Annotated in this window: 21 protein-coding genes; 12 read left to right on the top strand and 9 right to left on the bottom strand. The window is 72.4% G+C overall.

Annotation, left to right across the window (positions count from 1 at the left end):
- Positions 1 to 7 precede the first annotated feature (7 nt).
- Positions 8 to 553, bottom strand: coding sequence for a cysteine hydrolase family protein (locus ACFVU2_RS13130; RefSeq protein ID WP_387874910.1), 546 nt, complete (start codon positions 551 to 553; stop codon positions 8 to 10).
- Positions 554 to 600: 47 nt separating this feature from the next.
- On the bottom strand, positions 601 to 1,278 hold the full coding sequence (locus ACFVU2_RS13135) for a DUF1345 domain-containing protein (protein ID WP_387874913.1): 678 nt from the start codon (positions 1,276 to 1,278) through the stop codon (positions 601 to 603).
- A gap of 49 nt (positions 1,279 to 1,327) precedes the next feature.
- Here ACFVU2_RS13135 and ACFVU2_RS13140 point away from each other — a divergent pair, with 49 nt between their 5' ends.
- The 4 genes from ACFVU2_RS13140 to ACFVU2_RS13155 all read left to right on the top strand — a co-directional run bounded on the left by ACFVU2_RS13140 (position 1,328) and on the right by ACFVU2_RS13155 (position 4,499).
- Entirely contained in the window at positions 1,328 to 1,798 is a 471-nt protein-coding gene (locus ACFVU2_RS13140; RefSeq protein ID WP_387874915.1) for a (deoxy)nucleoside triphosphate pyrophosphohydrolase, read from the top strand.
- The gene (locus tag ACFVU2_RS13145; protein ID WP_387874917.1) at positions 1,795 to 2,829 is read left to right on the top strand and encodes a zinc-dependent alcohol dehydrogenase family protein; all 1,035 of its coding nucleotides are present in this window, start codon (positions 1,795 to 1,797) and stop codon (positions 2,827 to 2,829) included. Before ACFVU2_RS13140 ends, ACFVU2_RS13145 begins: the two co-directional genes overlap by 4 nt.
- 135 nt (positions 2,830 to 2,964) lie before the next feature.
- Positions 2,965 to 3,609: an HD domain-containing protein gene (locus ACFVU2_RS13150; RefSeq protein WP_387874918.1), complete on the top strand. Its 645-nt coding sequence runs from the start codon at positions 2,965 to 2,967 to the stop codon at positions 3,607 to 3,609.
- Positions 3,610 to 3,623: 14 nt separating this feature from the next.
- Entirely contained in the window at positions 3,624 to 4,499 is an 876-nt protein-coding gene (locus ACFVU2_RS13155; protein WP_387874921.1) for a 3-methyladenine DNA glycosylase, read from the top strand.
- On the opposite strand, the gene ACFVU2_RS13160 is transcribed toward ACFVU2_RS13155, so the two are convergent.
- Complete coding sequence (locus ACFVU2_RS13160) at positions 4,496 to 7,018, bottom strand: penicillin-binding protein (RefSeq protein ID WP_387874923.1); 2,523 nt, start codon at positions 7,016 to 7,018, stop codon at positions 4,496 to 4,498. The genes ACFVU2_RS13155 and ACFVU2_RS13160 overlap by 4 nt on opposite strands.
- A 99-nt stretch (positions 7,019 to 7,117) precedes the next feature.
- Entirely contained in the window at positions 7,118 to 8,134 is a 1,017-nt protein-coding gene (locus tag ACFVU2_RS13165; protein WP_387874926.1) for a zinc-binding dehydrogenase, read from the bottom strand.
- A 71-nt stretch (positions 8,135 to 8,205) separates the two neighbouring features.
- Between ACFVU2_RS13165 and ACFVU2_RS13170 the strand changes: the two genes are divergently transcribed.
- Positions 8,206 to 9,156 (top strand): LacI family DNA-binding transcriptional regulator, encoded by a 951-nt coding sequence (locus ACFVU2_RS13170; RefSeq protein ID WP_387874929.1) that lies wholly within the window; start codon positions 8,206 to 8,208, stop codon positions 9,154 to 9,156.
- 73 nt (positions 9,157 to 9,229) lie between these two features.
- Here the strand turns inward: ACFVU2_RS13170 and ACFVU2_RS13175 are convergent, their stop codons facing one another.
- Positions 9,230 to 11,773, bottom strand: a complete 2,544-nt coding sequence (locus ACFVU2_RS13175) for an ATP-dependent Clp protease ATP-binding subunit (RefSeq protein WP_387874932.1) — start codon at positions 11,771 to 11,773, stop codon at positions 9,230 to 9,232.
- A gap of 200 nt (positions 11,774 to 11,973) precedes the next feature.
- Here ACFVU2_RS13175 and ACFVU2_RS13180 point away from each other — a divergent pair, with 200 nt between their 5' ends.
- Complete coding sequence (locus tag ACFVU2_RS13180; RefSeq protein WP_387874933.1) at positions 11,974 to 12,375, top strand: hypothetical protein; 402 nt, start codon at positions 11,974 to 11,976, stop codon at positions 12,373 to 12,375.
- Positions 12,376 to 12,386: 11 nt separating this feature from the next.
- Here the strand turns inward: ACFVU2_RS13180 and ACFVU2_RS13185 are convergent, their stop codons facing one another.
- A complete protein-coding gene (locus tag ACFVU2_RS13185) occupies positions 12,387 to 12,986 on the bottom strand; it encodes a TetR/AcrR family transcriptional regulator (RefSeq protein WP_387874935.1) in 600 nt (199 codons plus the stop codon).
- Between the two features lie 75 nt (positions 12,987 to 13,061).
- Here ACFVU2_RS13185 and ACFVU2_RS13190 point away from each other — a divergent pair, with 75 nt between their 5' ends.
- The gene (locus ACFVU2_RS13190; protein ID WP_387874937.1) at positions 13,062 to 13,862 is read left to right on the top strand and encodes an SDR family oxidoreductase; all 801 of its coding nucleotides are present in this window, start codon (positions 13,062 to 13,064) and stop codon (positions 13,860 to 13,862) included.
- A 60-nt stretch (positions 13,863 to 13,922) separates the two neighbouring features.
- On the opposite strand, the gene ACFVU2_RS13195 is transcribed toward ACFVU2_RS13190, so the two are convergent.
- Positions 13,923 to 14,810, bottom strand: a complete 888-nt coding sequence (locus tag ACFVU2_RS13195) for an aldo/keto reductase (protein WP_387874939.1) — start codon at positions 14,808 to 14,810, stop codon at positions 13,923 to 13,925.
- Positions 14,811 to 14,962: 152 nt separating this feature from the next.
- Here ACFVU2_RS13195 and ACFVU2_RS13200 point away from each other — a divergent pair, with 152 nt between their 5' ends.
- From ACFVU2_RS13200 to ACFVU2_RS13210, 3 genes are read left to right on the top strand one after another with little or no spacing between them, the layout of a single operon-like run.
- Positions 14,963 to 15,676 carry an alpha/beta fold hydrolase gene (locus ACFVU2_RS13200; protein ID WP_387874941.1) on the top strand — a complete coding sequence of 238 codons (714 nt, stop codon included), beginning with the start codon at positions 14,963 to 14,965 and terminating at the stop codon, positions 15,674 to 15,676.
- A complete protein-coding gene (locus tag ACFVU2_RS13205) occupies positions 15,673 to 16,773 on the top strand; it encodes an NAD(P)/FAD-dependent oxidoreductase (RefSeq protein WP_387874943.1) in 1,101 nt (366 codons plus the stop codon). Before ACFVU2_RS13200 ends, ACFVU2_RS13205 begins: the two co-directional genes overlap by 4 nt.
- The gene (locus ACFVU2_RS13210; protein WP_387874946.1) at positions 16,770 to 17,849 is read left to right on the top strand and encodes a DNA glycosylase AlkZ-like family protein; all 1,080 of its coding nucleotides are present in this window, start codon (positions 16,770 to 16,772) and stop codon (positions 17,847 to 17,849) included. The genes ACFVU2_RS13205 and ACFVU2_RS13210 overlap by 4 nt, the downstream gene beginning before the upstream one ends.
- Positions 17,850 to 17,856: 7 nt before the next feature.
- On the opposite strand, the gene ACFVU2_RS13215 is transcribed toward ACFVU2_RS13210, so the two are convergent.
- Positions 17,857 to 18,651 (bottom strand): SDR family oxidoreductase, encoded by a 795-nt coding sequence (locus ACFVU2_RS13215; protein WP_387874949.1) that lies wholly within the window; start codon positions 18,649 to 18,651, stop codon positions 17,857 to 17,859.
- 102 nt (positions 18,652 to 18,753) lie between these two features.
- On the opposite strand from ACFVU2_RS13215, the gene ACFVU2_RS13220 reads away from it, so the two are divergent.
- Together ACFVU2_RS13220 and ACFVU2_RS13225 are read left to right on the top strand one after the other, a co-directional pair.
- Positions 18,754 to 19,593, top strand: coding sequence for a helix-turn-helix transcriptional regulator (locus tag ACFVU2_RS13220; protein WP_387874951.1), 840 nt, complete (start codon positions 18,754 to 18,756; stop codon positions 19,591 to 19,593).
- Positions 19,594 to 19,603: 10 nt separating this feature from the next.
- Complete coding sequence (locus ACFVU2_RS13225) at positions 19,604 to 20,521, top strand: hypothetical protein (RefSeq protein WP_387874952.1); 918 nt, start codon at positions 19,604 to 19,606, stop codon at positions 20,519 to 20,521.
- A 51-nt stretch (positions 20,522 to 20,572) separates the two neighbouring features.
- Here the strand turns inward: ACFVU2_RS13225 and ACFVU2_RS13230 are convergent, their stop codons facing one another.
- Entirely contained in the window at positions 20,573 to 21,145 is a 573-nt protein-coding gene (locus ACFVU2_RS13230) for a TetR family transcriptional regulator (protein WP_387874955.1), read from the bottom strand.
- Positions 21,146 to 21,239 lie beyond the last annotated feature (94 nt).

Raw genomic sequence — 21,239 nt, forward strand, 5'->3', positions numbered from 1 at the left:
GCACGGCCTACCCGAACTCGACCTCGTCCGCGCGCTCCACCGCGAACTGCTGGTCGGGGTAGCGCAGGCCGGAGAAGTAGCGGTTGGTGTGAGCGACGATCTGCTGCCCGGTGATCTCCACGTCGTCCCACTCGGCGTCGGTGGTGGTGTGGCCGTCTTCGACGAGGGTCACGTCGTACCCGCGCACCGCGGCGCTCTGCGTGGTGGTGCGGATGCAGTAGTCGCTCTGCGCGCCGGTGACGACCAGCCGCGCGGCGTCGAGGCCTTCGAGCACGTCGTCGAGATCGGTGTCGGCGAAGGCGTCCCGGTAGCGCTTGTGCACGACGGGCTCGCCGTCGCGCGGCTCCAAGCCGTCGGCGAAGGCCCACTCGTCGCTGCCGGCGGGCAGGTCGTCCGCCTCGTGCTGCACCCACACGACCGGGGTGCCTGCGGAGCGCGCGCGGTCGACGAGACCGGACGCGCGGGAGACGACGCCGTCGGCGTCCCAGCAGCCGGGCAGCACTCCCTTCTGCAGGTCGATCACGAGCAGGACGGACGGGATGGATGCGCTCACCCGACCATCCTGCCAGTCGCGCCCGGCCGCATCGGGCTTCACCCGGCCTACTTGTTGAACGAGGTGATCGTGTTGAGGGCCAGCACGATGATGAGCCCGTTGAAGAAGAAGCTGAGCACCGAGTGCCAGAGCACGGTCCAGCGCAGGCGCGTGGTCAGCACCTCCACATCGGAGGCGGCGAAGGAGGTCCCGAGCGTGTACGCGAAGTACACGAACTCGACGAACCGCGGATGCTCGGTCGCCGGGAAGCGCAGGATCGGGACGTCGCTGGAGTAGTACCGCTGGTAGTAGATCTGCGAGAAGCCCCAGTGCAGGAACCCCCAGGCGAGCAGCATCGACCACACGCCGACGATGTCGGTGATGGAGCCGACCTCGGGGTCGTTGTGCAGGCCGAGCACCTGGATCGCGGCGGTGAAGCCGATCAGGCTGGCCAGGATGGTCGCGGTCATCGACACGAGACGGGCCACGCGGCCGACCTCGAACCGGGTGGGACGATCGCCGTCGACCGCTGGGCGCCGTGCGGCGCGGCCGAGCACGATCAGCACCACGATCTCGTACAGGGTGCCGATGGTGCACCAGAGCGCGAGCAGCAGCAGCGTGGAGTCGTCGTCCTCCGCGAGCAGCACGAGCCAGACGCCCACGACGATCATCGCGAGCTGGACGAGCAGGCTCAGGACGAACCCGATCACGATGGGCGCACGTCGCGCGCCGACGGGAGCCGACATACCTGGATGCTAGTGCCCGCCCGGCGTCGATCCCGGCAAGGATGGGACCATGCCTCCCGCCGACCCCGCCCCCGACCGCGCCTCCGCCGGCGTCCCGACCACGGCCGCCTCCGCGTTGGCCGTCGTGGCCGCCGTGATCGCCGACGACGCCCTCGCCGACGACGCCCTGCTGCTCGCCTGCCGTCGCGCCCCCGGCAGGGACGCCGCGGGGCGCTGGGAGTTCCCCGGCGGCAAGGTGGAGGCCGGGGAGGCTCCGCAGGCCGCCCTGGAGCGGGAGATCCGGGAGGAGCTGGGCGTGCCCATCCACGTCGGTGCGCTCCTCGACCGCACCACGACCATCGTGGGGTCCCGCGCGATCGACCTCGCCTGCTACGCCGCCACGCTCGCCGGTGCCGTACCCGAGCGCAGCACCGACCACGACCTCCTGCGCTGGGTCTCCCGCGAGGAGCTCGGTGCCCTGGACTGGGCCGACGCCGATCGCCCGGTCGTGCGCCTGCTGCAGGAGGAGCGGACCGCATGAGGGCCCTGCTGTACGACGCGTTCTCCGAACCGATCGCGGTGGCCGACGTCCCCGATCCCGTCGCCCCCGACGGCGGCGCGATCATCCGCGTCGCGGCCTCGGGCCTCTGCCGCAGCGACTGGCACGCGTGGGCGGGGCACGACGACGGCGTGCACCTGCCGCACGTCCCCGGGCACGAGTTCGCCGGCGTCGTGGAGTCGATCGGCGCGGGCGTCGAGCGGTGGCGCCCCGGGGACCGCGTGACCGCACCGTTCGTCAACGGTTGCGGGCGGTGCGAGTGGTGCCGCAGCGGCCAGGCGCAGGTCTGCCCCGACCAGACGCAGCCGGGCTTCACCCACGGGGGCTCGCATGCGGAGCGGGTGGCGGTGCGCGCCGCGGACCTCAACCTCGTCGCGGTCCCGGACGGCATCGACGACGCGGCGGCGGCGAGCCTCGGCTGCCGCTTCGCGACCGCGTACCGCGCGGTCACCGCTCGCGCGGACATCCGGCCGGGCGAGTGGATCGCCGTCTACGGCGCAGGCGGCGTCGGGCTCAGCGCCGTGATGATCGCGGCCGCTCTGGGCGCGCGACCCATCGCCGTCGACCGCGCTCCCGCTGCGCTCGAGCTGGCGCGGGCGTTCGGCGCCGAGCACACGCTCGAGGCCGGGGACGCGACTCCCGCTGCCATCGCCGACCTGACGGGAGGCGGCGCACACGTCTCGATCGACGCCGTCGGCTCGCCCACGACGGCCGGGGCGGCCCTCCACTCCCTGCGCCGGCGCGGGCGGCACGTGCAGATCGGTCTGCTGCCCGGCGGCGGCCCGGTGCTCCCGCTCGACCGGGTGATCGGCTGGGAGCTCGACGTGCTCGGCAGCCACGGGATGGCCGCGGCCGACTACACCGGGATGCTCGACCTCGTCGCCTCCGGGGCGGTGTCGCCGCAGGCGCTCGTCGGGTCCCGTGTCGGCTTCGCGGAGGCGGCCCGACTGCTGCCGGCGGCGGAGACGGCGCCCCCGGTCGGCATCGCCGTGCTCGACCCGACCCTGTCGTGAACGGAGGGCCTTCGGAGCGACACGCCGCGGCCGGACCGGCGACGGAGGATGCGGCACGCCGATCTGGCCGGATCTCCTCCGCTCGCGGCGGCATCTGAGCGGCGTCGCCTGCCCGCGATCGGACAGGATGGGGAGATGCCGCTCTCCGACCTCCCCCGCGCCGCCGACCTCCCCCGCGCCTCCGACCTCCCTTCGGCACCCGACACCCCGGCGGCACGCGCCGCCCGCGACCTCGCCACCGAATACCACTCCCCATCGCTGCTCAACCACGTGATCCGGTCGTGGCTGTGGGCGGAGGCCTTCGCGCAGCGGGACGGACTCGACGGCGTCGACCACGAGCTCCTGTACGTCTCGGCGCTCCTGCACGACATCGGGATCGTCCCCGAATTCGACAACGTCTCCCTCTCGTACGAAGACGCCGGCGGCCACGTCGCCGTCGCGCTCACGGCCGGGGCGGGCTGGGACGCCGCCCGGCGCACCCGCGCGCACGAGGTCGTCGTGCGGCACAACTGGCCCGCGGTCGACCCCGCGTTCGACCTCGAAGGCCACCTGCTCGAGACGGCCACCGCGCTCGACATCTCGGGTGCGCGCGCCGACGACCTCCCGCTGGAGCTGCGCCGGGAGGTGCTCGCGTCGTACCCGCGCCTCGACCTCGCCGCCGAGTTCGGCGCAGGCGTCGCCGACCAGGCCGAGCGCAAGCCGGACACCCAGGCCCACCGCCTCGTGCTGGGCGGCGTGCGCGAGAAGCTGGCCGCGAACCCGCTGGAGTCGATCGGCTGACCTATCCTCGAGGGGTGACCATCCTGCTCGACCCCGCCGGCTGGCGCGCCCGCGAAGCGGCCCACGCCGCGCGCGCCGACGCGCTCACGGCCGGGCGCCGCGAACGGGCGGGCCGGGGCGAGAAGCATCCGGTCGAGGACTTCCTCTTCACGTACTACTCGTACTCGCCGCGCGTGCTGCGCCGCTGGCATCCCGGGCCGCGGGTCGAGCTGGCCGAGGCGGCGGGCGACGCCCGTGCGTCCTGGCGGTGGTACGCGCCCGGCGCGACCCCCGGCGCCCTCGTGGTGGACCATGCGGCATTCGAGGCGGAGAAGACGTCGCTGCTGCGCGGCATCGAGCGCATCCTCCGCTCGACCGCCGCCCGCCCCGGCCAGTTCGGCTGCTTCGGGCTGCACGAGTGGGCGATGGTCTACCGGCAGGACGAGACCCGCCACGCCGTCCCGCTGCGCCTCGGCGGCGCGGCCACCGACGAGGTGGTGGAGGCGCACGACCTGCGCTGCACGCACATCGACGCCTTCCGCTTCTTCACCCCCGACGCCGTGCCCCGCAACCGCTTCGCGCCGACGCGCGAGACCCAGCCCGAGCTCGAGCAGCCGGGCTGCCTGCACGCCGGGATGGACGTCTACAAGTGGGCGATGAAGCTCGGCCCGCTCGTGCCCGGCGAGCTGCTGCTCGACGCGTTCGAACTGGCTCGCGACATCCGCTGGCTCGACATGCAGGCGTCGCCCTACGACATGCGCCCGTGGGGCGCCGAGCCCGTCGCCATCGAGACCCCCGAGGGCAAGGCCGAGTACGTGCGCCGCCAACGGGAGTTCGCCGAACGCGCGAACGCGCTGCGCGGTGCCGTGCTCGGCGCCTGGCTCGGCGAGGGGGCCGCCGCCGCGGCCTAGCCGGTGCCGCCGGTCCCGGTGCCGCCGTTCCCGTTGCCGGTCCCGTTCCCGTTCCCGTTCCCGTTCCCGTTCCCGGTCCCGGGGCTCTCCGTCGGCGCGCTGGTCGAGCCTCCACCGGGTGACGGCGTGTTCGAGGCCTGACCGCTGCTGAGCTGGATGGTGATGCTCGCGCCTCCCTCGACCGACGAGCCGGCCGGCGGGTCCGTGCCGGCCGCCGTGCCCGCGGCCTGGCTGCTCGCGACCGGGTTCTGATCGACCGTGACGTCGAGCCCGAGCGCTTCGAGCAGCTTCTGCGCCTGATCGGGCGTCTTGCCCGCGACATCCGGGATCGTGACCTTGCTGCCGTAGAGCGAGGAGTCCTGGGGCTGCGGGAAGTCGTCTCCGCCGTAGACCTGGTCGAGCGCCTTCTGGATCGGCTTGACGATGGAGAACTTCACGTTGCCGCCGCCGACCCCGTTGAAGCTGAGGCTGCGCAACGGTGTCTGGCCCGAGACGTTGCCGACCCACGTCGCCTGCGCGACCTTCGTGGTGGAGGTGATCAGCCAGTTCTGCAGCGAGTCGTCCGTCGTGCCCGTCTTGCCCATGACCGGGGTGCCGTCCCAGGGGTTGGCGCTCGTCGCCGTGCCGTCGGTCATGACGCCCTGCAACGCGTACGTCACGCCCGCGGCGACGTTCTTGTCGAGCCCCTGCGTGCAGGTGCTCGCGCTCACCTTGTGCGCGCTGCCGTCCGCGTTCAGCACCTTGTCGATCGCGATCGGGGTGCAGACCGTCCCGCCGTTCGCGATGCCCGCGTACGCGGTCGCCATCGTGAGCGGCGCCACCTCGTTGGTGCCGAGGATCATCGACGGGTACGAGTTGAGGGTGCCGCCGGTCGCGGCTGTGTGGATGCCGAGCGACTTCGCCGCGTTGAGGATCGAGCAGAGGTCGACCTTCGTCGCCATCATCGCGAAGGCGGTGTTGACCGACTCCGCCGTGGCCGACATGACCGACAGCCGGCTCGCCGACCCCTCGTCGTTGGCGACCTGCCAGGAGGGGCCGGAGATGTCTCCGCAGGTGCTGGTGAAGTCGGACATCGGGAACGTGTGCTGCGACGCGTTGATGCTCTCGTAGAGACTGTGCCCCGCCTCCAGCCACGCCGCCAGGTCGAACGCCTTGAAGGTCGACCCGGTCTGGAAGCCGGAGGAGCCCCCGTACGCCTCGTCGGTGTTGTAGTTCACGGCGGTCGTACCGTCCACCGGTTGGTCGGTGTTGTTGAAGGCGCGGTTCTGCACCATGGTCACGATGCGTCCCGTGCCCAGCTCGACGGAGACGTTCGACGCCCCCAGATCGATGCCGTCCTTGGTCGCGGGGATGTAGTTGCTCAGCGACTGCTGCGCGACGGCCTGCAGGTCGAGGTTCAGCGTCGTGTAGATCTTGAGGCCGCCGCGGTTCAGCGTCGCCCAGCGGTCGTCGCTGGTCTTGCCGTACGCCGGGTCGTTGAGCACGACGTCACGCACGTAGTCGCAGAAGAACGCGGCGTTGTACTGCTGCGCCGCCGCGCATCCCGAGGTCGTCGGCGTGACGACCGGCTGCACGGGGGTCTTCTTGGCCGCGTCGCGGTCGGCCGCGGTGATCTTGTGGTTCACGTACATGCGGTCGAGCACGTAGTCGCGGCGGGCCTTGGTCAGCGCGTAGCCGTTCGCCGCCCCGTTGGTCTTGCTGTCGGGCTGGTCGATGCGGAGGTTGGACGGGTTGTTCACGATCGCGACCAGGGTCGCGGCCTGGGCGAGCGTGAGGGCGTTCGCGTCGACGTTGAAGTAGTAGTGCGCCGCGGCCTGGATGCCGTACACCTGGCCGCCGAAGCCGACGACGTTCAGGTACCCCATCAGGATGTCCTTCTTGCTGTACTTCTTCTCCAGCCCGACCGCGTAGCGCATCTCCTGCACCTTGCGCTGGAGAGTCTGGCCGGCCGCGTCGTCGTAGCAGGCCTGCACCTTCTTCGCGTCGGTGAGCGCCTCGCACTTCTCGACCTCGACGTTCTTCACGTACTGCTGCGTGATCGACGATCCGCCCTGCACGTCGCCGCCGACGACCGTCGCGAGCGCTCCGCGCACCGTGCCGAGCACATCCACCGCACCCTCGGAGTAGAAGCGGGGATCCTCCGCGGCGACCACGGCGTCCTTCACGTTCTGCGACACCGCGTCCCAGGCGACGTCCTGGCGGTTCTGGGCGTAGAACGTCGCGATCGGCACATCCTGACCGCCCTGCTTCGCGTACACGGTCGAGTTCTGCGCGAACTGCTGGATCTGCAGGTTCGCGGGCAGCGCGTTGAAGTCCGAGATGCCCGCGGCCGCGGCGACACCGGTTCCCAGGAAACCCGGAAGAACGAAAAGCGAGCTGAGCACCGCGGCGACCAGCGTCAGACCCGCGAACTGCCAGATCGCGCGGCCGCGGGTGCGCGGCAGGCGCGGCTCCAGTCGCTGGACCGGCGCCAGGATGCGGTCGATCAGCGGCGGACGGTTCGAATCGTGAGTAGACACCCGTCCACGCTTCCAACCCGGCCTGTGGAATCGGTCGGTGCGAGGTGAAGGGAGGTTCGGAGACGTACAGGAAACGGCCTCCCTCCACCCCGCCGGCGCTCAGTCGAAGACGACCGTCACCTTGTCCGCCGCGCCCGGTGTCGCCGCGAGGGCGAGGGCGTCGAGGGCCTTCTCGAACGGGAGCCGGTCGCTGATGATCAGCGCGTACTTCTGCCAGTTCTCGATGATGTCGTCCGTGACGTCGAAGATCTCGGTCGGGTAGCCCATCGACCACACGATGGTGAGCTCGCTCGGGAGGATGCCGCCGAAGTCGAGCTCGACCGGTCGCTTGTGCACGGCGACGATGCCGAGGGTCGCGCCGTGCTTCGCGAAGCCGGCGACCGCCTGCGGAATGGAGCCGACCCCGGCGGCATCGAGGTAGATGTCGGTGCCGGGGCGCGCGCCGCGCAGCATCGGGGTGGCGGCGTCGCCGTGCAGCTCGACGAGCCGCGCAGCGAGATCCTCCTCGACGGAGTTGATCACCGCGTCCGCGCCGATCTCGAGCGCTTTCTGCAGGCGCGCGGGCAGGATGTCGACGACCACGATGTGCGAGACCCCGCGCCGGCGATAGCCGAGCAGGGCGCCGAGGCCGATGGGCCCGGCGCCGAAGATGACGACCCTGTCGCCGTCCTGCGGGTCGGTGCGGTTGACGGCGTGGGAGGCGACGGCCATCGGCTCGTTGAGGGCGGCGACCTCCCAGGGGATGTCCTTCGGGATGACGCGCAGCTGGCGGCCGACCTCGGCATCCCTGACCACCACGAACTCGGACAGCGCACCCTGCGCGCCTCCCGAGCCGAGGAGCCCGTCGGTGAACGCCATGGTGTCGATCACGACGTGGTCGCCGACGCCGATGCCCTCGACCTGCTCACCGACCTCCACGACCTCGGCCGCGGGCTCGTGGCCAAGCGGGGTCGCCCCTTCGCGGGGCGGGATGCCGCCGAAGTGCGAGTACATCGCGTCGGAACCGCAGATCCCGCAGGCCTTGATCGCGAGCAGGACGTCGGCGGGTCCGGCGGTCGGCTTCTCGATCTCGACCCACTCGTTGGTGTCGACTCCGGTGACGCGGATGGATTTCATGCGTGGCTCCTTCGCTCTGTTCTGGTCACCGTAGTTACTAAATCGAATTAGTGCACGTTAGGATCGGCGGCGTGAGCGTCACGATCAAGGAGGTCGCGCGGGCGAGCGGCGTCTCCCCCGCGACGGTGAGCTTCGTGCTCAACCGCACGCCCGGCCAGGTGATCACGCCGGCCACCCAGGAGCGGGTACGCGAGGCCGCGCGCGCCCTCGGCTACGTGCCGCACGGGGTGGCGCGGGCGCTGCGGGAGGGCACCTCGCGCGTGGTGCTGCTGGATGTCGGCGCGCGGCGCGGCGGCCCGATCCTGGAGGGCTTCATCCTCGGGATGAGCACGGAGCTCGCCGCCCACGACCACAGCCTGCTCGTGCAGCACGGCACGCACGACCGGGCCCTCCCCTCCGCCATCGCGGCCATCTCGCCGCGCGCGGTCGTCGACATCTCCGGACCCTTCCGCCACGTGAACCCGGAGGCCCCCGAGGGCGGCTGGGTCTACGGGCTGGCGTCGCACGCGCTCACCCAGCTCGCCCACCTGCGCGACCGGGGGCACACCGCGGTGGCGTTCGGCGCGCCGGTGGCGCATCCCGGACTCCCGCATGACCGGCTCCCGCACGACCGGCTCCCGCACCTTGCGCAGGCGGCCGAGCGCCTCGGCCTCGCCGCGGCCGGCGTGATCTCGGCGGGCACCGACCGCGACTCGGCGGGCACCGACCGCGACTCGACGGGCCGGGCGGTCGCCGACCTCCTGCAGCAGCATCCCGAGGTCACGGCCATTGCCGCGGTGGACGACGAGACCGCCCTCGCCCTCCTGTCAGCGCTGCCGCGGGCCGGGTTGTCCGCTCCCCGCGACCTCGCCGTGATCGGCTTCGGCGACAGCGAGTACGGGGCGCTGTGGACGCCGGCGCTGACCACGGTCCACGTGGAGGCGGAGCGACTCGGGGCGCACGCGGCCCGGGTCGCGATCGGCCTGGAACCGCTCGCCGAGCCGACGACGGGTTCCCGGGTCGTCGTGCGTGAGTCGGCATGACCATCCGGATGACGCAACACGCCGCGCCCGCAGATGCGGACGCGGCGTGTTGTGACTACTCGTTTGCTGCCTGTCAGGCGGCCGCGGCGAAGACGGCCCGCGCGCTCACACGCAGCTCGCCGTCGACGGCGTCCACCAGCACCGTGCCGCCCTCGGAGACCTCGCCGGTCACCATCAGGTCGGCGACGCGGTCGTCCACCTCGCGCTGGATGACGCGGCGCAGCGGGCGGGCGCCGTACTCGGGCTCGTAGCCCGCGTCGGCGATCCACGCGACGGCCGCATCCGTGGCCTCGAACGCGATACCGCGGGACGCCAGGCGTGCGGCCGTGGCGGTCAGCAGCAGCCGGACGATGCCCGTCAGCTGCTCGGTGTCGAGCTTGCGGAACAGCACGATCTCGTCGATGCGGTTGAGGAACTCCGGCCGCATCGCCTCGCGCAGCTTGCCCATCACCCGGTCGCGCAGGTCCTTCTCGGACGAGAAGCCGTCCGCACCGGGCGCGATGAAGCCGAGGGCACCGCTGCGGGAGGCGAGGAACTCGGACCCGAGGTTGGAGGTCATGATGACGACCGTGTTGCGGAAGTCGACCGTGCGGCCCTGCCCGTCGGTCAGGCGCCCGTCGTCCAGCACCTGCAGCAGCAGGTTGAAGACGTCGGGGTGGGCCTTCTCGATCTCGTCGAACAGCACGACCGAGTACGGGTTGCGCCGCACGCGCTCGGTGAGCTGGCCGGCCTCGTCGTAGCCGACGTACCCGGGAGGGGCGCCGACCAGGCGGGCGACCGTGTGGCGCTCGCCGAACTCGCTCATGTCGAACCGGAGCATGGCCTTCTCGTCCCCGAAGAGCGAACCGGCGAGGGACTTCGCCAGCTCGGTCTTGCCGACCCCGGTCGGGCCGAGGAACAGGAAGCTGCCGACCGGCCGGCGCTCGTCGCCGAGCCCGGTGCGGTTGCGGCGCACGGCCTTGGCGACCGCGGTGACCGCGTCGTCCTGGCCGATGACGCGCTCGTGCAGCTCCGACTCCAGCCGTGCCAGCCGCTCGCGGTCGGCCTCGCCGATGCGCGACACCGGGATGCCCGTGGAGCGGGAGACGATGGCCGCGATCTCGGGCTCGCCCACGACCGCCTCGGGGCGCGGGGCGCTGCCGAGCGCGTCGAGGGCGTGCTGCACCGACTCGATCTCGTCGCGCAGCCGCGACGCCTCCTCGTAGTGCTCGCCGGCCACGGCGGAGTTCTTCTCGGACTCCAGGGTCGCCAGCTTCTGCATCAGCTCGGACGAATCGACCCGCTTGCCCAGCGACAGGCGCAGGCGTGCGCCGGCCTGGTCGATGAGGTCGATGGCCTTGTCCGGCAGGAAGCGGTCGGAGACGTAGCGGTCCGACAGCTCGACGGCGGCGCGGAGCGCGTCGTCGGTGTAGCGGACGCCGTGGTGCTCCTCGTACGCGTCGCGCAGTCCCTGCAGGATCAGCACGGCGTCCTCGATGCCGGGCTCGCCGACGGTCACCGGCTGGAAGCGGCGCTCGAGGGCCGGGTCCTTCTCGATGCGGCGGTACTCCTTCAGCGTGGTCGCGCCGACCAGGTGCAGGTCGCCGCGCGCCAGACGGGGCTTCAGGATGTTGCCCGCGTCCATGCCGCCCGACTCGCCGGAGCCTCCGGCACCGACGACGGTGTGCAGCTCGTCGATGAAGACGATCAGCTCGTCCGTCCCGGCGCTGATCTCGTCCATGAGCGCGGTGAGGCGCTCTTCGAAGTCGCCGCGGTAGCGCGTGCCGGCCACCATCGCGGCCAGGTCGAGCGCGACGACCTTCTTGTCCTGCAGCTGCTCCGGGACGTCGCCGGCGACGATCGCTCGGGCCAGGCCCTCGACGATCGCTGTCTTGCCGACGCCGGCCTCGCCGACCAGCACCGGGTTGTTCTTGGTGCGGCGGGAGAGGATCTCGACGGTCTGCTCGATCTCGTCGAGACGGCCGACGACAGGGTCGAGCCGGCCTTCGCGGGCGAGCTCGGTGAGGTCGGTGCCGAAGCGGTCGAGCATCGGGGTCTCCGACTCGTCCTCGGCTTCGTCCGGCTCGCCCAGGCTTCCCGCGCCGACCGTGGTGGTCTGGCGCATGGCGTTGGTGAGCGCGTCCGCGGTCACGCCGGCGGCCTGCAGGACCTGCCCCGCGGGGGCGTCCTGACCGATGACGAGTGCGAAGAAGAGGTGCTCGGGGTCGATGTAGGTCGACCCGGAGGCGCGCGCCACCTGATAGGCGTGGAAGAGCGCGCGCTGGGCCGACGGGGTGATGGAGGCGGCGTCCGCGTCCACCACGTCGCCCGAGGCGGGCAGGCGCTGCTCGGCCGCGAGCACGACGCGCGCCGGGTCGACCCCGATGCCGCGCATCGCCTCGCGTGCGGGCTCCTCGCCCGCCATGACGCGCAGGATGTGCAGGGCGTCCAGCTCGCGGTGGCCGTGCTCGAGGGCGAACCGGCCGGCCTCGGCGAGGATCTCCTGCGTGCGCCGGCTCAAGAACCGGCTGATGTCGATCGAGCGCGCGCCGCGCGCACGCTCGCCCGCGAGGTAGCGGGCCAGGAACTCGTCGAACGAGCCGGCTCCGCCGCTCTCGGGAGTGAAGTTCTCGGGCACGTGATCTCCAGTTTCTAAAGTTGAGTGATGTGCACTCAAGTTCAACGAAACAGGGGGAAGGATATTCCGGGACGGCCTCCTCGATCCTGTCCGCTTGCAGAGAACGCGCGGAAGGCGTTGCATCGGAGCATGACTGGACGCATCCCCGCCCCCTCCCGCCTCACCGATACCACCCGATCCGCCGACTCCATCCACCGCGCATGAGCGGCGCCCGCACGGCCGTCCGCATCCTCCTGGGCGCCGGGCTCGTCTTCGCCGGGGTGAGCCACCTCACCTTCGCCCGCAAGGACTTCCGTGCCCAGGTCCCCGATTTCGTCCCGCTCGACGAGGACACGACGGTCCTCGCCTCGGGTGTGGTGGAGATCGCACTCGGCACCGCGCTGGCCGTGACACCGAGGCGGAAGGGACTCGCGAGCCGGAGCACCGTCGGCTGGATCGCCGCCGCGTTCTTCGCGGCCGTGTTCCCCGGCAACGTGTCGCAGTGGCAGCACCACCGCAGCGCGTTCGGGCTCGACACCGACCGCAAGCGGCTGATCCGCTTGTGGTTCCAGCCCCTGCTCATCGCCGCCGCGCTCTACGGGACGAACGACCGCGCGAAGTAGACCGCCGGCACTCAGCGCGCGTCGACGCGCAACCAGCGCAGGGCGGCATCCACGGCATCGGCCGGGTCGCCCGTGTCGCTCGCGGCCCAGTCGATGAGCGCCGAGCGGCTCGCAGCCTCGTACGCGGCGGCGACGGCGTGCGCGACGGCCCGGGGGGCCTCCGGGAGCCGGGCGGCGATGTAGTCGGCGAGGTCGGCCGTCCACGGGAGGTTGCTGCGCTGCCCGAAGGCGGCGAGCTCGGGCTCGGTGGAGACCAGGGTCGCCCACTGCGAGCCGAGACGGCGCACGGAATCGTGCGACACCGAGCCGACGACGGCGTGGCGCAGCACATCGGCGAGGGGTTCCCCGGGCGCGGCCGCGGCGAGCGCGGACGCGAGGCGTTCGCGCGCCGCGTCGACCCCGGTCCAGGCGATGGCGGCGCGGGTCTGGAAGTGCCGGAGCAGGGTGCGCTCGCTCACACCGGTCGCGTCCGCCAGGTCCCGCCAGGTCGTCTGCTCGTATCCCCGCTCGCTCCAGAGCAGGATCGCCGCCTCGGCGACGGCGTCGTGATCCACCACGGACGGGCGGCCCCGGCCACGGGTGGTCGCGGTGCGGTCGGCGGAATCGGTCACGGCGGCGAGACTAGCACTGCCTCCACTTTTTTGGCGTAGTCTGTCAATAATGTTCACCCGTAGAAAGGACATCTCATGACACGCACCTACGTCGTCACCGGATCGGCGTCGGGCATCGGCGCCACGACGGCCGGCATCCTCCGCGAACACGGCGAGACGGTCATCGGAGTCGACCTGCGCGGCGCCGAGGTCGAGGCCGATCTCTCCACCCGCACGGGCCGCGCCGAGGCCGCGAAGGCCGTGATCGCCCTCGCGGGCGGACGCGTCGACGCGGTCATCGCGTGCGCCGGCATCTCCGCCCCGATCGCGAAGACCATCTCGGTCAACTACTTCGGCGTCACCGAGCTGCTGGAGGCGCTGCTCCCGGCGCTCCGCGCCTCCGACGCCCCGCGCGCCGCGGTCGTCTCGTCGATGGCGTCGCTGCAGCAGAACTCGGCCGAGATGGTGGAGGCCGCCCTCGCCGGCGACGAGGCGCGCGCCCTCGAGATCGCGCAGGGCTACGTCACCGACGACCCGATGACCGGCTACATCGTCTACCCGTCGTCCAAGCGCGCGCTCGCCCGCTGGGTGCGCCGCGAGTCCGTCTCGGAGGCCTGGGCCGGCTCCGGCATCCCGCTCAACGCGGTCGCTCCCGGCACCGTCGTCACCCCGATGACGGCCGACCTGCTCGCCACCCCCGAGGGTGCCGCCATGGTCGACGCGTCCGTTCCGATGCCGCTGAACTACCACCAGCCTCCGGAGTCGATCGCGAACCTCCTGATCTGGCTGACGAGCGTGGAGAACACGCACATGGCCGGCCAGGTGATCTACGACGACGGTGGAGCCGACGCGACCCTGCGCGGCGACGACATCTGGTCCTGGAACGACGCCTCCTGAGCCTCTGGAGCCGAGCCGCCGGAACCGGGCCGCCGAAGTTCCGGGGGCCCGGCCCGTCGCTCAGGCCTCGGGGATGACGCGCTGGAACAGCTCCTCGCGCAGGACGTCCGGGTCGGGGCCGCTGCGCCCGCCGGTGTCGAGGGCGTCGATGCGGGCCAGCTCGCCCGTGGAGAGCTCGAAGTCGAAGACGTCGAAATTCTGGGCGATCCGCTCGGGGTTCGTCGACTTGGGGATGGCCGACCGGCCCTCCTGCAGATGCCAGCGCAGCATGACCTGCGCCGGGCTCTTGCCGTGTGCGGCCGCGATCGTCGCAAGCTCCGGGTCGTCCATCACGCTGCGGCGCTTCTCGCCCCAGCCGGGGTAGAAGGTGATGCCGCCGATGGGCGACCAGGCCTGGGTCACGATGCCGTGCCGCTCGTCGGCGCGGCGCACGTCCGGCTGCGAGAAGTAGGGGTGCAGCTCCACTTGGTTGACGGCCGGGACGACCTCGGTCTCGGCGAGGAGGCGGTCCAGGTGCGCGGGCGTGAAGTTGCTCACGCCGATCGCCCGCACGCGGCCGTCGGCGAGCAGCGTCTCCAGCGACCGGTACGCGGCGATCGTCGACTCGAACCGGCTCGGGACGGGCTGGTGCAGGATGAGCAGGTCGAGCTGCTCGACGCCCAGTTTGCCGGTCGCCTTCTCGAACGCGTGCAGCGTCTCCTCGCGTCCGTAGTCGGTCACCCAGACCTTGGTCTCGATGAACACGTCGGCGCGGTCGAGACCCGAACGGCGGATCCCCTCCCCGACCTCGCGCTCGTTCCCGTAGGCGGCGGCCGTGTCGATGTGCCGGTAGCCGACGGCGAGGGCCGTCTCGACGGCGGCGCTGGTCTGCTCCGGCGGGCTCTGGAAGACGCCCAGCCCGAGAGCGGGCATGACGACGCCGTTGTTGAGGGTCAGATCGATGGTCATGCCTCCCACGCTAGGCGCCGCCGGCCGGGCGAGGGAGGCTGAAGCAGGGCCTCCCTCGCCGTCGAACCGCCGCCGTGGCCGGCCGCACCGTCGGCCACACGAGGGGCCGCACCGTCGGCCGTGCTGTCGGCCGACGGGGGTACGGTCGGGTCATGGAGATCGTCCTCGTCCCCGGGTTCTGGCTGACCGCACGTGCGTGGGAGCGGGTGACGCCCGTGATCGAGGCGGCCGGCCATCACACGCACCCTCTCACCCTCCCGGGGCTGGAGGCGGTGACGTCGCCCCGGGCCGGTATCGGGGTCGCCGAGCACGTCGCGGCGATCACGGCCGCCGTCGACGCCGTCGGCGATCCGGGCGCGCGGGACGTCGTGCTCGTCGGGCACTCCGGCGGCGGCCCGCTGGCCAACGCGGCCCTCGACGCCCGGCCCGACCGGGTGTCGCGGATCGTCTTCGTGGACTCCGCTCCCCTGGCGCCCGGCGACGTCATCCCGAGCGGGCTGACCCCGGTGGACGGCGAGGTCCCCCTGCCCGCCTGGGACGACTTCGAGGACGAAGACCTGGTCGGCCTCGACGACGCGCTCCGCGCATCCTTCCGCCGCGAGGCGGTCCCCGAGCCGGGCGGGGTCGTCACGGGTGCGATCGCGCTGCGCGACGACGCCCGCCGGCGTGCGGTGCCGGCGACCGTGATCGCGTGCGAGTTCCCCGAGGCCGACCTGCGCCGCTGGGTCGCCGCCGGCGAGGGCTTCTGCCGCGAGCTCGGCGCCCTCGACCGCTACGACGTCGTGGAGCTGCCGACCGGGCACTGGCCGATGTTCACCCGCCCCCAGGACCTCGGGGCGGCGATCGCCGAGGCGGCCTCCCGGTGACGGACGGCACGCGCGCCGCGGGATCGTCCGGCACGCCCGCGAGCGCCCTCGTGATCGGCAGCGGCGTCGCCGGAGCCGCCACGGCCTTCGCGCTCGCCCGCCGCGGCGTGGCGGTGACCGTCGCCGACGCCGGCCTGCCCGGGCGCGCGACGGATGCCGGCGCCGGCATCATCCAGCCCTGGTCATCCCGAGCAGGGGGCGACTTCTACGAGCTCTACTCCGCCGCCGCCGACTACTACCCCGAGCTGATCGACCGGCTGGCCGAGGTCGGCGTCCGCGACATCGGGTTCCATCGTTCGGGTGCCCTGATCGTGAACCGCGACCCCGCCGTGATCGACGAGGCGGAGGAGCGGGTCGCCGAGCGCGCCCCGCACGCCCGCACGATCGGCGACGTCCGCCGCGTCGACGAGGCCACCGCACGGGAGTTGTTCCCGCCCCTCGGTCCCGGCTTCCACGCCCTCCACATCGCCGGGGGCGCCCGCGTCGACGGCCGCGCACTGCGGGCCGGCCTTCTCGCCGGGGCCGAGGCGCACGGCGCCGCGCGCGTCGACGGCACGGTCTTACTCGGCGCCGACGGTGTGGCACGGATCGAGGAGCGCGAACTGCACGCCGACGCCCTGGTCGTCGCGGCCGGCGCCTGGACCAACCGCGTGCTCGACCGGCTGGGCGCCCGCGTACCGGTCGAGCCCCAGCGCGGTCAGATCACGCATCTGCGGGTCGAGGGAGCGGACACGCGCGACTGGCCGTCCGTGCACCCGGTCGCCCCGCACTACCTCGTCGCCTTCGACGGCGGGCGCGTCGTCGTCGGCGCCACGCGCGAGACCGGCTCGGGCTTCGACGCGCGCGTGACCGCCGCAGGGCAGCAGCAGGTGCTCGCCGATGCCCTGGCCGTCGCGCCGGGGCTCGCCGATGCGTCCGTGATCGAGACCCGGGTCGGCCTGCGCCCGCTCCCCGAGGGTGAGCTGCCCTCCGTCGGCGAGCTGGAGGGGCATCCCGGCGTCTACGTGAACGCCGGCTTCGGCGCAGCGGGTCTGACGATGGGTCCGCTCGTGGGCGATCTGCTGGCCGAGCAGATGATCGGCACGGCCGCCGCATGATCCTCGACCGCGACGAGGCCCGGCGCATCGCCGTGCGGGCGCAGCGCCTCGACGCCGCACGGCCCGAGGGTCTCGTGCCCCTCGTGGAGCACCTGACGTTCCTCCAGCTCGACCCGACCGCGGCCGTCGCGCCCAGCGCGGAGCTGATCGCGTTCACCCGGCTCGGTGCGGCCTTCCGCCCGGACGAGGTGCGGACCGCCCTCGAGACCGACCGCCTGCTCTACGAGGTGAAGGCGATGGACGACCCGAAGCAGCCGCCCTTCGCGATGGTGCGCGCGGTCTCCGATCTGCGGCTGCAGCTCGACCGGATGTCCCGCTGGCCGGAGGCGGTACCCGCGTGGGCGGCCTGGCTGACGGCCAACGACGCGTTCCGTCTCGACCTGCTGGCCCGGCTGCGCGCCGAGGGCCCGCTGCTGTCGAAGGACATCCCGGACACCGCAGCGGTGCCGTGGCAGTCGAGCGGGTGGACGCACAACCAGAACGTGACGCGGATGCTCGAGCTGCTGCAGGGGCGCGGCGAGGTCGCCGTCGCCGGCCGCGCCGGGCGCCAGCGCACCTGGGATGTGGCCGAGCGCGTCTACCCGTCGGGCATCGAGGTCGTGCCCGAAGCGCAAGCGAAGCCGGAGCGGGATGCCCGCCGGCTCCGTGCACTCGGCATCGCCCGCGCCGTCCTGGTGGGCGATGCGGGCGAGCCGGTGCGGGTCGAGGGCAGCGATCTTCAGTGGCGGGTCGATCCGGAGGCCGTCGGAGCGCCGTTCGCGGGCCGCACCGCGCTGCTGTCGCCGTTCGACCGGCTCGTGCACGACCGGGTGCGCACGCAGGACCTGTTCGACTTCGAGTACCTGCTCGAGATGTACAAGCCCGCCGCGAAGCGCCGCTGGGGCTACTTCGCGCTGCCGATCCTGCACGAGGACCGCCTGGTCGGCAAGCTCGACGCGACGGCCGACCGGAAGGCCGGCGTCCTCCGCGTCGACGCGGTGCACGAGGACGAGCCGTTCACCCGTGCCGTGCGCGACGACGTGGACGCGGCGATCGCCGAACTCGCCGGCTGGCTCGGGCTGACCGTGGCCCGCTGAGCGCCGCTCAGGGCGCAGTGACCGGCTCCGCCACCTCCGCCTTGCCGTGCGGGTCGGAGGAGTTCAGGGCCGCGACCACCTGGGCGTAGTCGCCGCGCGCCTCTCCGTAACGCAGGAACTTGACGCGCTCCACCTGCAGCTCGGTGGCCTCCGGCTGCGTCTCGATGAGCTGCATGACCTCGGCGACGAATGCGTCGAGCGGGAGGGCGACCGGGCTCTCCTCCTGGCCCGGCATCAGCCCGGTGCGCACCGCCGGCGGCTCCAGCTCCTGCACGCGCACCGAGGTGCCGGCGAGTTGGAGGCGGATGCTCTCGCTGAGCATGTGGATGGCGGCCTTGGTGGCGTTGTAGCTCGGGGTCACGGCGAGCGGGGTGAAGGCGAGACCGGACGAGACGGTCATGATCGTCGCGTCGGGGCGGGTCTGCAGGTGCTCCACGAACGCGGCGATGAGGCGGATCGGCCCAAGCAGGTTCGTGGTGACCGTCGCCTCCGCCGTCGCGAGGAAGCGGGCCGGGTCGCGCCAGTCCTCGACCCGCATGATCCCGGCCATCGCGACGAGCACGTTCAGCTCGGGGTGGCGCTCGATCACGGCGGCGGAGGCGGTGCGGATGCTGTCGGCGTCGGCCGTGTCGATGCGGACGATGTCGATGCCGGGGTGCTCGGCGGCGATCTGCTCGAGCAGCTCGGTGCGGCGTCCGCCCACGATGACGGTGTTGCCCCGGTCGTGCAGGGCGACGGCGAGGGCGAGGCCGATGCCGCTGGTCGCGCCGGGGATGAAGATGGTGTTCCCTGTGATGTCCATGCCCTCAGCCTCGGTCACGTCGCCGGGCCGCGGGAGAGACCCGTCGATCGGGGGATCCGCGATCCCTGGTTCGCGGGCGGGCGCACGGCGCATGATGGAGGCATGGACCGTGCCGCTCTCGCCGACTTCCTCCGCCGCCACCGCGAGGCGCTGCAGCCCGCCGACGTCGGGCTGGCCGTCGGTGCCCGGCGCCGCGCACCGGGGCTGCGCCGCGAAGAGGTCGCCCTGCTGGCGGCGATGTCCGTCGACTACTACACCCGACTGGAGCAGCAGCGCGGCCCGCAGCCGAGCGAGCAGATGCTCGCCAGCCTCGCCCGGGCGCTGCGACTGACGACGGACGAGCGCGACTATCTGCATCGCATCGTCGGGCACAACACGCCCGACCGGCTCGGCGGAGCGCACGTGCCGCCCGCGCTGCTGCGCGTGCTCGACCGGCTGGAGGACACCCCGGCGCTCATCCTGTCGAACCTCGGCGAGACGCTGGTGCAGAACCGGATGGCCGTCGCGCTGCTCGGCGACCGTTCCGGATACACCGGGCTGGAGCGCAGCGAGGTCTACCGCTGGTTCACGCAGCCCGAGGAGACGCGGTCGATGTACCCGGAGGACGACCGGGAGCGGCAGAGCCGTTCGCAGGTCGCCTCGCTGCGCGACGCGTACGGCGCCCTGGGCGAGCGGTCCCGCGCCGGCGAGCTCGTGCGAGCCCTGCTGCGCGAGAGCCCCGAGTTCGCCCGGCTATGGGAGCGGCACGAGGTCGCCCGCCGCTTCGAGGATCACAAGACCCTCCTCCACCCCGAGCTGGGTGCGATCGAGCTCGACTGCCAGGCGCTCTTCACCGAGGACCTGTCGCAGTGCCTGCTCGTGCTGACCGCACCGCCGCACACCGAGGCGGCCGAGAAGCTCGCCCTGCTGAGCGTGCTGGGGACGCAGTCGTTCGCGGGGTAGCGTGTGCGCCATGGACGTGACCTCCTGGCTCCTCGACGGCGATCCGGCGATCCGCTGGCAGACCCGGCGCGACCTCCTGCACGAGCCCGAGCAGACCTGGGCGGCCGAGCGCGCCTCCGTCGAGCGCGAGGGCTGGGGCGCCGCTCTGCTCGACGCGCAGGATGCGGACGGCACCTGGGGCGGCTCCGTCTGGAAGCCCGAGGACTGGGATGCGACCGACGACACGGTCCTCCTGCTCGCGCTCCTCGGTGCGGTGCCGGAGGGGCCGCGCGTGGCCGCCGCACTTCAGCGCGTGCGCGCGAACGTCGACTGGGGCGAGGAGTGGGGGCACAGCCCGTTCTTCGAGGGTGAGGTCGAGCCGTGCATCAACGGACGGGTGCTGATCGCGGGTGCCGCGTTCGGCTCGGCGAGCGAGCGCATCGTCGGGCTGCTCCTCGCCGACCAGCAGGACGACGGCGGCTGGAACTGCTATACGGAGGACCGCACCGACCCGGGTTCCTTCCACTCGACCATCTGCGCACTGGAGGGGCTGGTCGCCTATCGCGACGCGGACGGCCCGACCGACGTCTCCGCGTCGATCGCCCGCGGGCACACCTACCTCCTGGAGCGCGGTCTGATGCGGCGCAAGAGCGACGGCACCGTCATCGACGAGGACTGGCTGACCTTCCGCTTCCCCACCTACTGGCGCTACGACGTGCTGCGCGGACTCGACCATCTGCGCGCCGCGGGAGTCCCCGCCGATGCGCGGGTCGCGGAAGCCGTGTCCCTGGTCGAGGGCAAGCGGGAGGCCGACGGCCGCTGGCGGCTGGAGGCGGCGTACCCCGGCCGCACCCCGATCGCGATGGAGGCTGTCGGCGAGCCGAGCCGCTGGCAGACGCTGCGTGCTCTGCGGGTGCTCGACTGGGCGGCGAGCGGCCCCGCCCTCTGAGCGGGCCCCGCTGCCGACGGCTGGTTCATCGGGTGGCGCTCACGTGTGCTCTCACCCGTCCTCCCAGCCGCGGCGCAGGTGCCCGAAGATCGTCGAGAGCGCGACGTCGGGGTCGGCCTCGCGCGCCGCGACGTCCGGAGCCTCGAGCACGAATCGTGCGAGGGCCCGGAGACCGGCCGCGCCGGCATCGGGCCGCTCCTCCACGAGCAGCGCGGTCACCGTCTCCTCGCAGTCCGTCCACTTCCTGCTCACGTACGCCCGGAGTTGAGGAGTGCTGAAGATCAGGTCCAGCACGCGCTTCGAGTGTGTGTCGTCCCCGGCGAACGGCAGGCGGCTCCGCATGAACTCCTCGACCGCGCTCAACACGTCCGTTCCCGCCCGACGGTCGCCGACGCTCCGGGCGAGCGCGTCGGCGCGGTCCTCGTCCTGGAGGAAGACCAGAGCGACCTTGCCTTCCGGGTAGTACGTGAAGAGCGTCGTCAGGGCGACCTCCGCCGCCTCCGCGATCTCGGCCACGGAGACGTCGTCGAAGCCGCGCTGCAGGAACAGTCGGACTGCCTGCTCGTGGAGCACACGACGGGTGCGCTCCCGCTTGCGCTCGCGGAGTCCGGTCGGTGATGCCATCCCCTCAGCATACGGCCGATTATCGCACTCATCCCAATTTACTACTCATTTCTTTTCTGTAGTCACTTCCGTTTTCTGTGCTAACGTCGGCCGA

This window comes from Leifsonia sp. NPDC058194 (genome assembly GCF_042883605.1).
In the GTDB taxonomy this organism is placed as follows: Bacteria; Actinomycetota; Actinomycetes; order Actinomycetales; family Microbacteriaceae; genus Leifsonia.

Excerpts from the sequence above, each read along its gene's own strand:
- ACFVU2_RS13230 (WP_387874955.1), bottom strand. The coding sequence starts at position 21,145 with ATGGCATCACCGACCGGACTCCGCGAGCGCAAGCGGGAGCGCACCCGT.
- ACFVU2_RS13190 (WP_387874937.1), top strand. The coding sequence starts at position 13,062 with ATGACACGCACCTACGTCGTCACCGGATCGGCGTCGGGCATCGGCGCC.
- ACFVU2_RS13135 (WP_387874913.1), bottom strand. The coding sequence starts at position 1,278 with ATGTCGGCTCCCGTCGGCGCGCGACGTGCGCCCATCGTGATCGGGTTC.
- ACFVU2_RS13210 (WP_387874946.1), top strand. The coding sequence starts at position 16,770 with ATGATCCTCGACCGCGACGAGGCCCGGCGCATCGCCGTGCGGGCGCAG.
- ACFVU2_RS13165 (WP_387874926.1), bottom strand. The coding sequence starts at position 8,134 with ATGAAATCCATCCGCGTCACCGGAGTCGACACCAACGAGTGGGTCGAG.
- ACFVU2_RS13180 (WP_387874933.1), top strand. The coding sequence starts at position 11,974 with ATGAGCGGCGCCCGCACGGCCGTCCGCATCCTCCTGGGCGCCGGGCTC.
- ACFVU2_RS13200 (WP_387874941.1), top strand. The coding sequence starts at position 14,963 with ATGGAGATCGTCCTCGTCCCCGGGTTCTGGCTGACCGCACGTGCGTGG.
- ACFVU2_RS13225 (WP_387874952.1), top strand. The coding sequence starts at position 19,604 with ATGGACGTGACCTCCTGGCTCCTCGACGGCGATCCGGCGATCCGCTGG.
- ACFVU2_RS13150 (WP_387874918.1), top strand. The coding sequence starts at position 2,965 with ATGCCGCTCTCCGACCTCCCCCGCGCCGCCGACCTCCCCCGCGCCTCC.
- ACFVU2_RS13195 (WP_387874939.1), bottom strand. The coding sequence starts at position 14,810 with ATGACCATCGATCTGACCCTCAACAACGGCGTCGTCATGCCCGCTCTC.
- ACFVU2_RS13140 (WP_387874915.1), top strand. The coding sequence starts at position 1,328 with ATGCCTCCCGCCGACCCCGCCCCCGACCGCGCCTCCGCCGGCGTCCCG.
- ACFVU2_RS13145 (WP_387874917.1), top strand. The coding sequence starts at position 1,795 with ATGAGGGCCCTGCTGTACGACGCGTTCTCCGAACCGATCGCGGTGGCC.
- ACFVU2_RS13220 (WP_387874951.1), top strand. The coding sequence starts at position 18,754 with ATGGACCGTGCCGCTCTCGCCGACTTCCTCCGCCGCCACCGCGAGGCG.
- ACFVU2_RS13215 (WP_387874949.1), bottom strand. The coding sequence starts at position 18,651 with ATGGACATCACAGGGAACACCATCTTCATCCCCGGCGCGACCAGCGGC.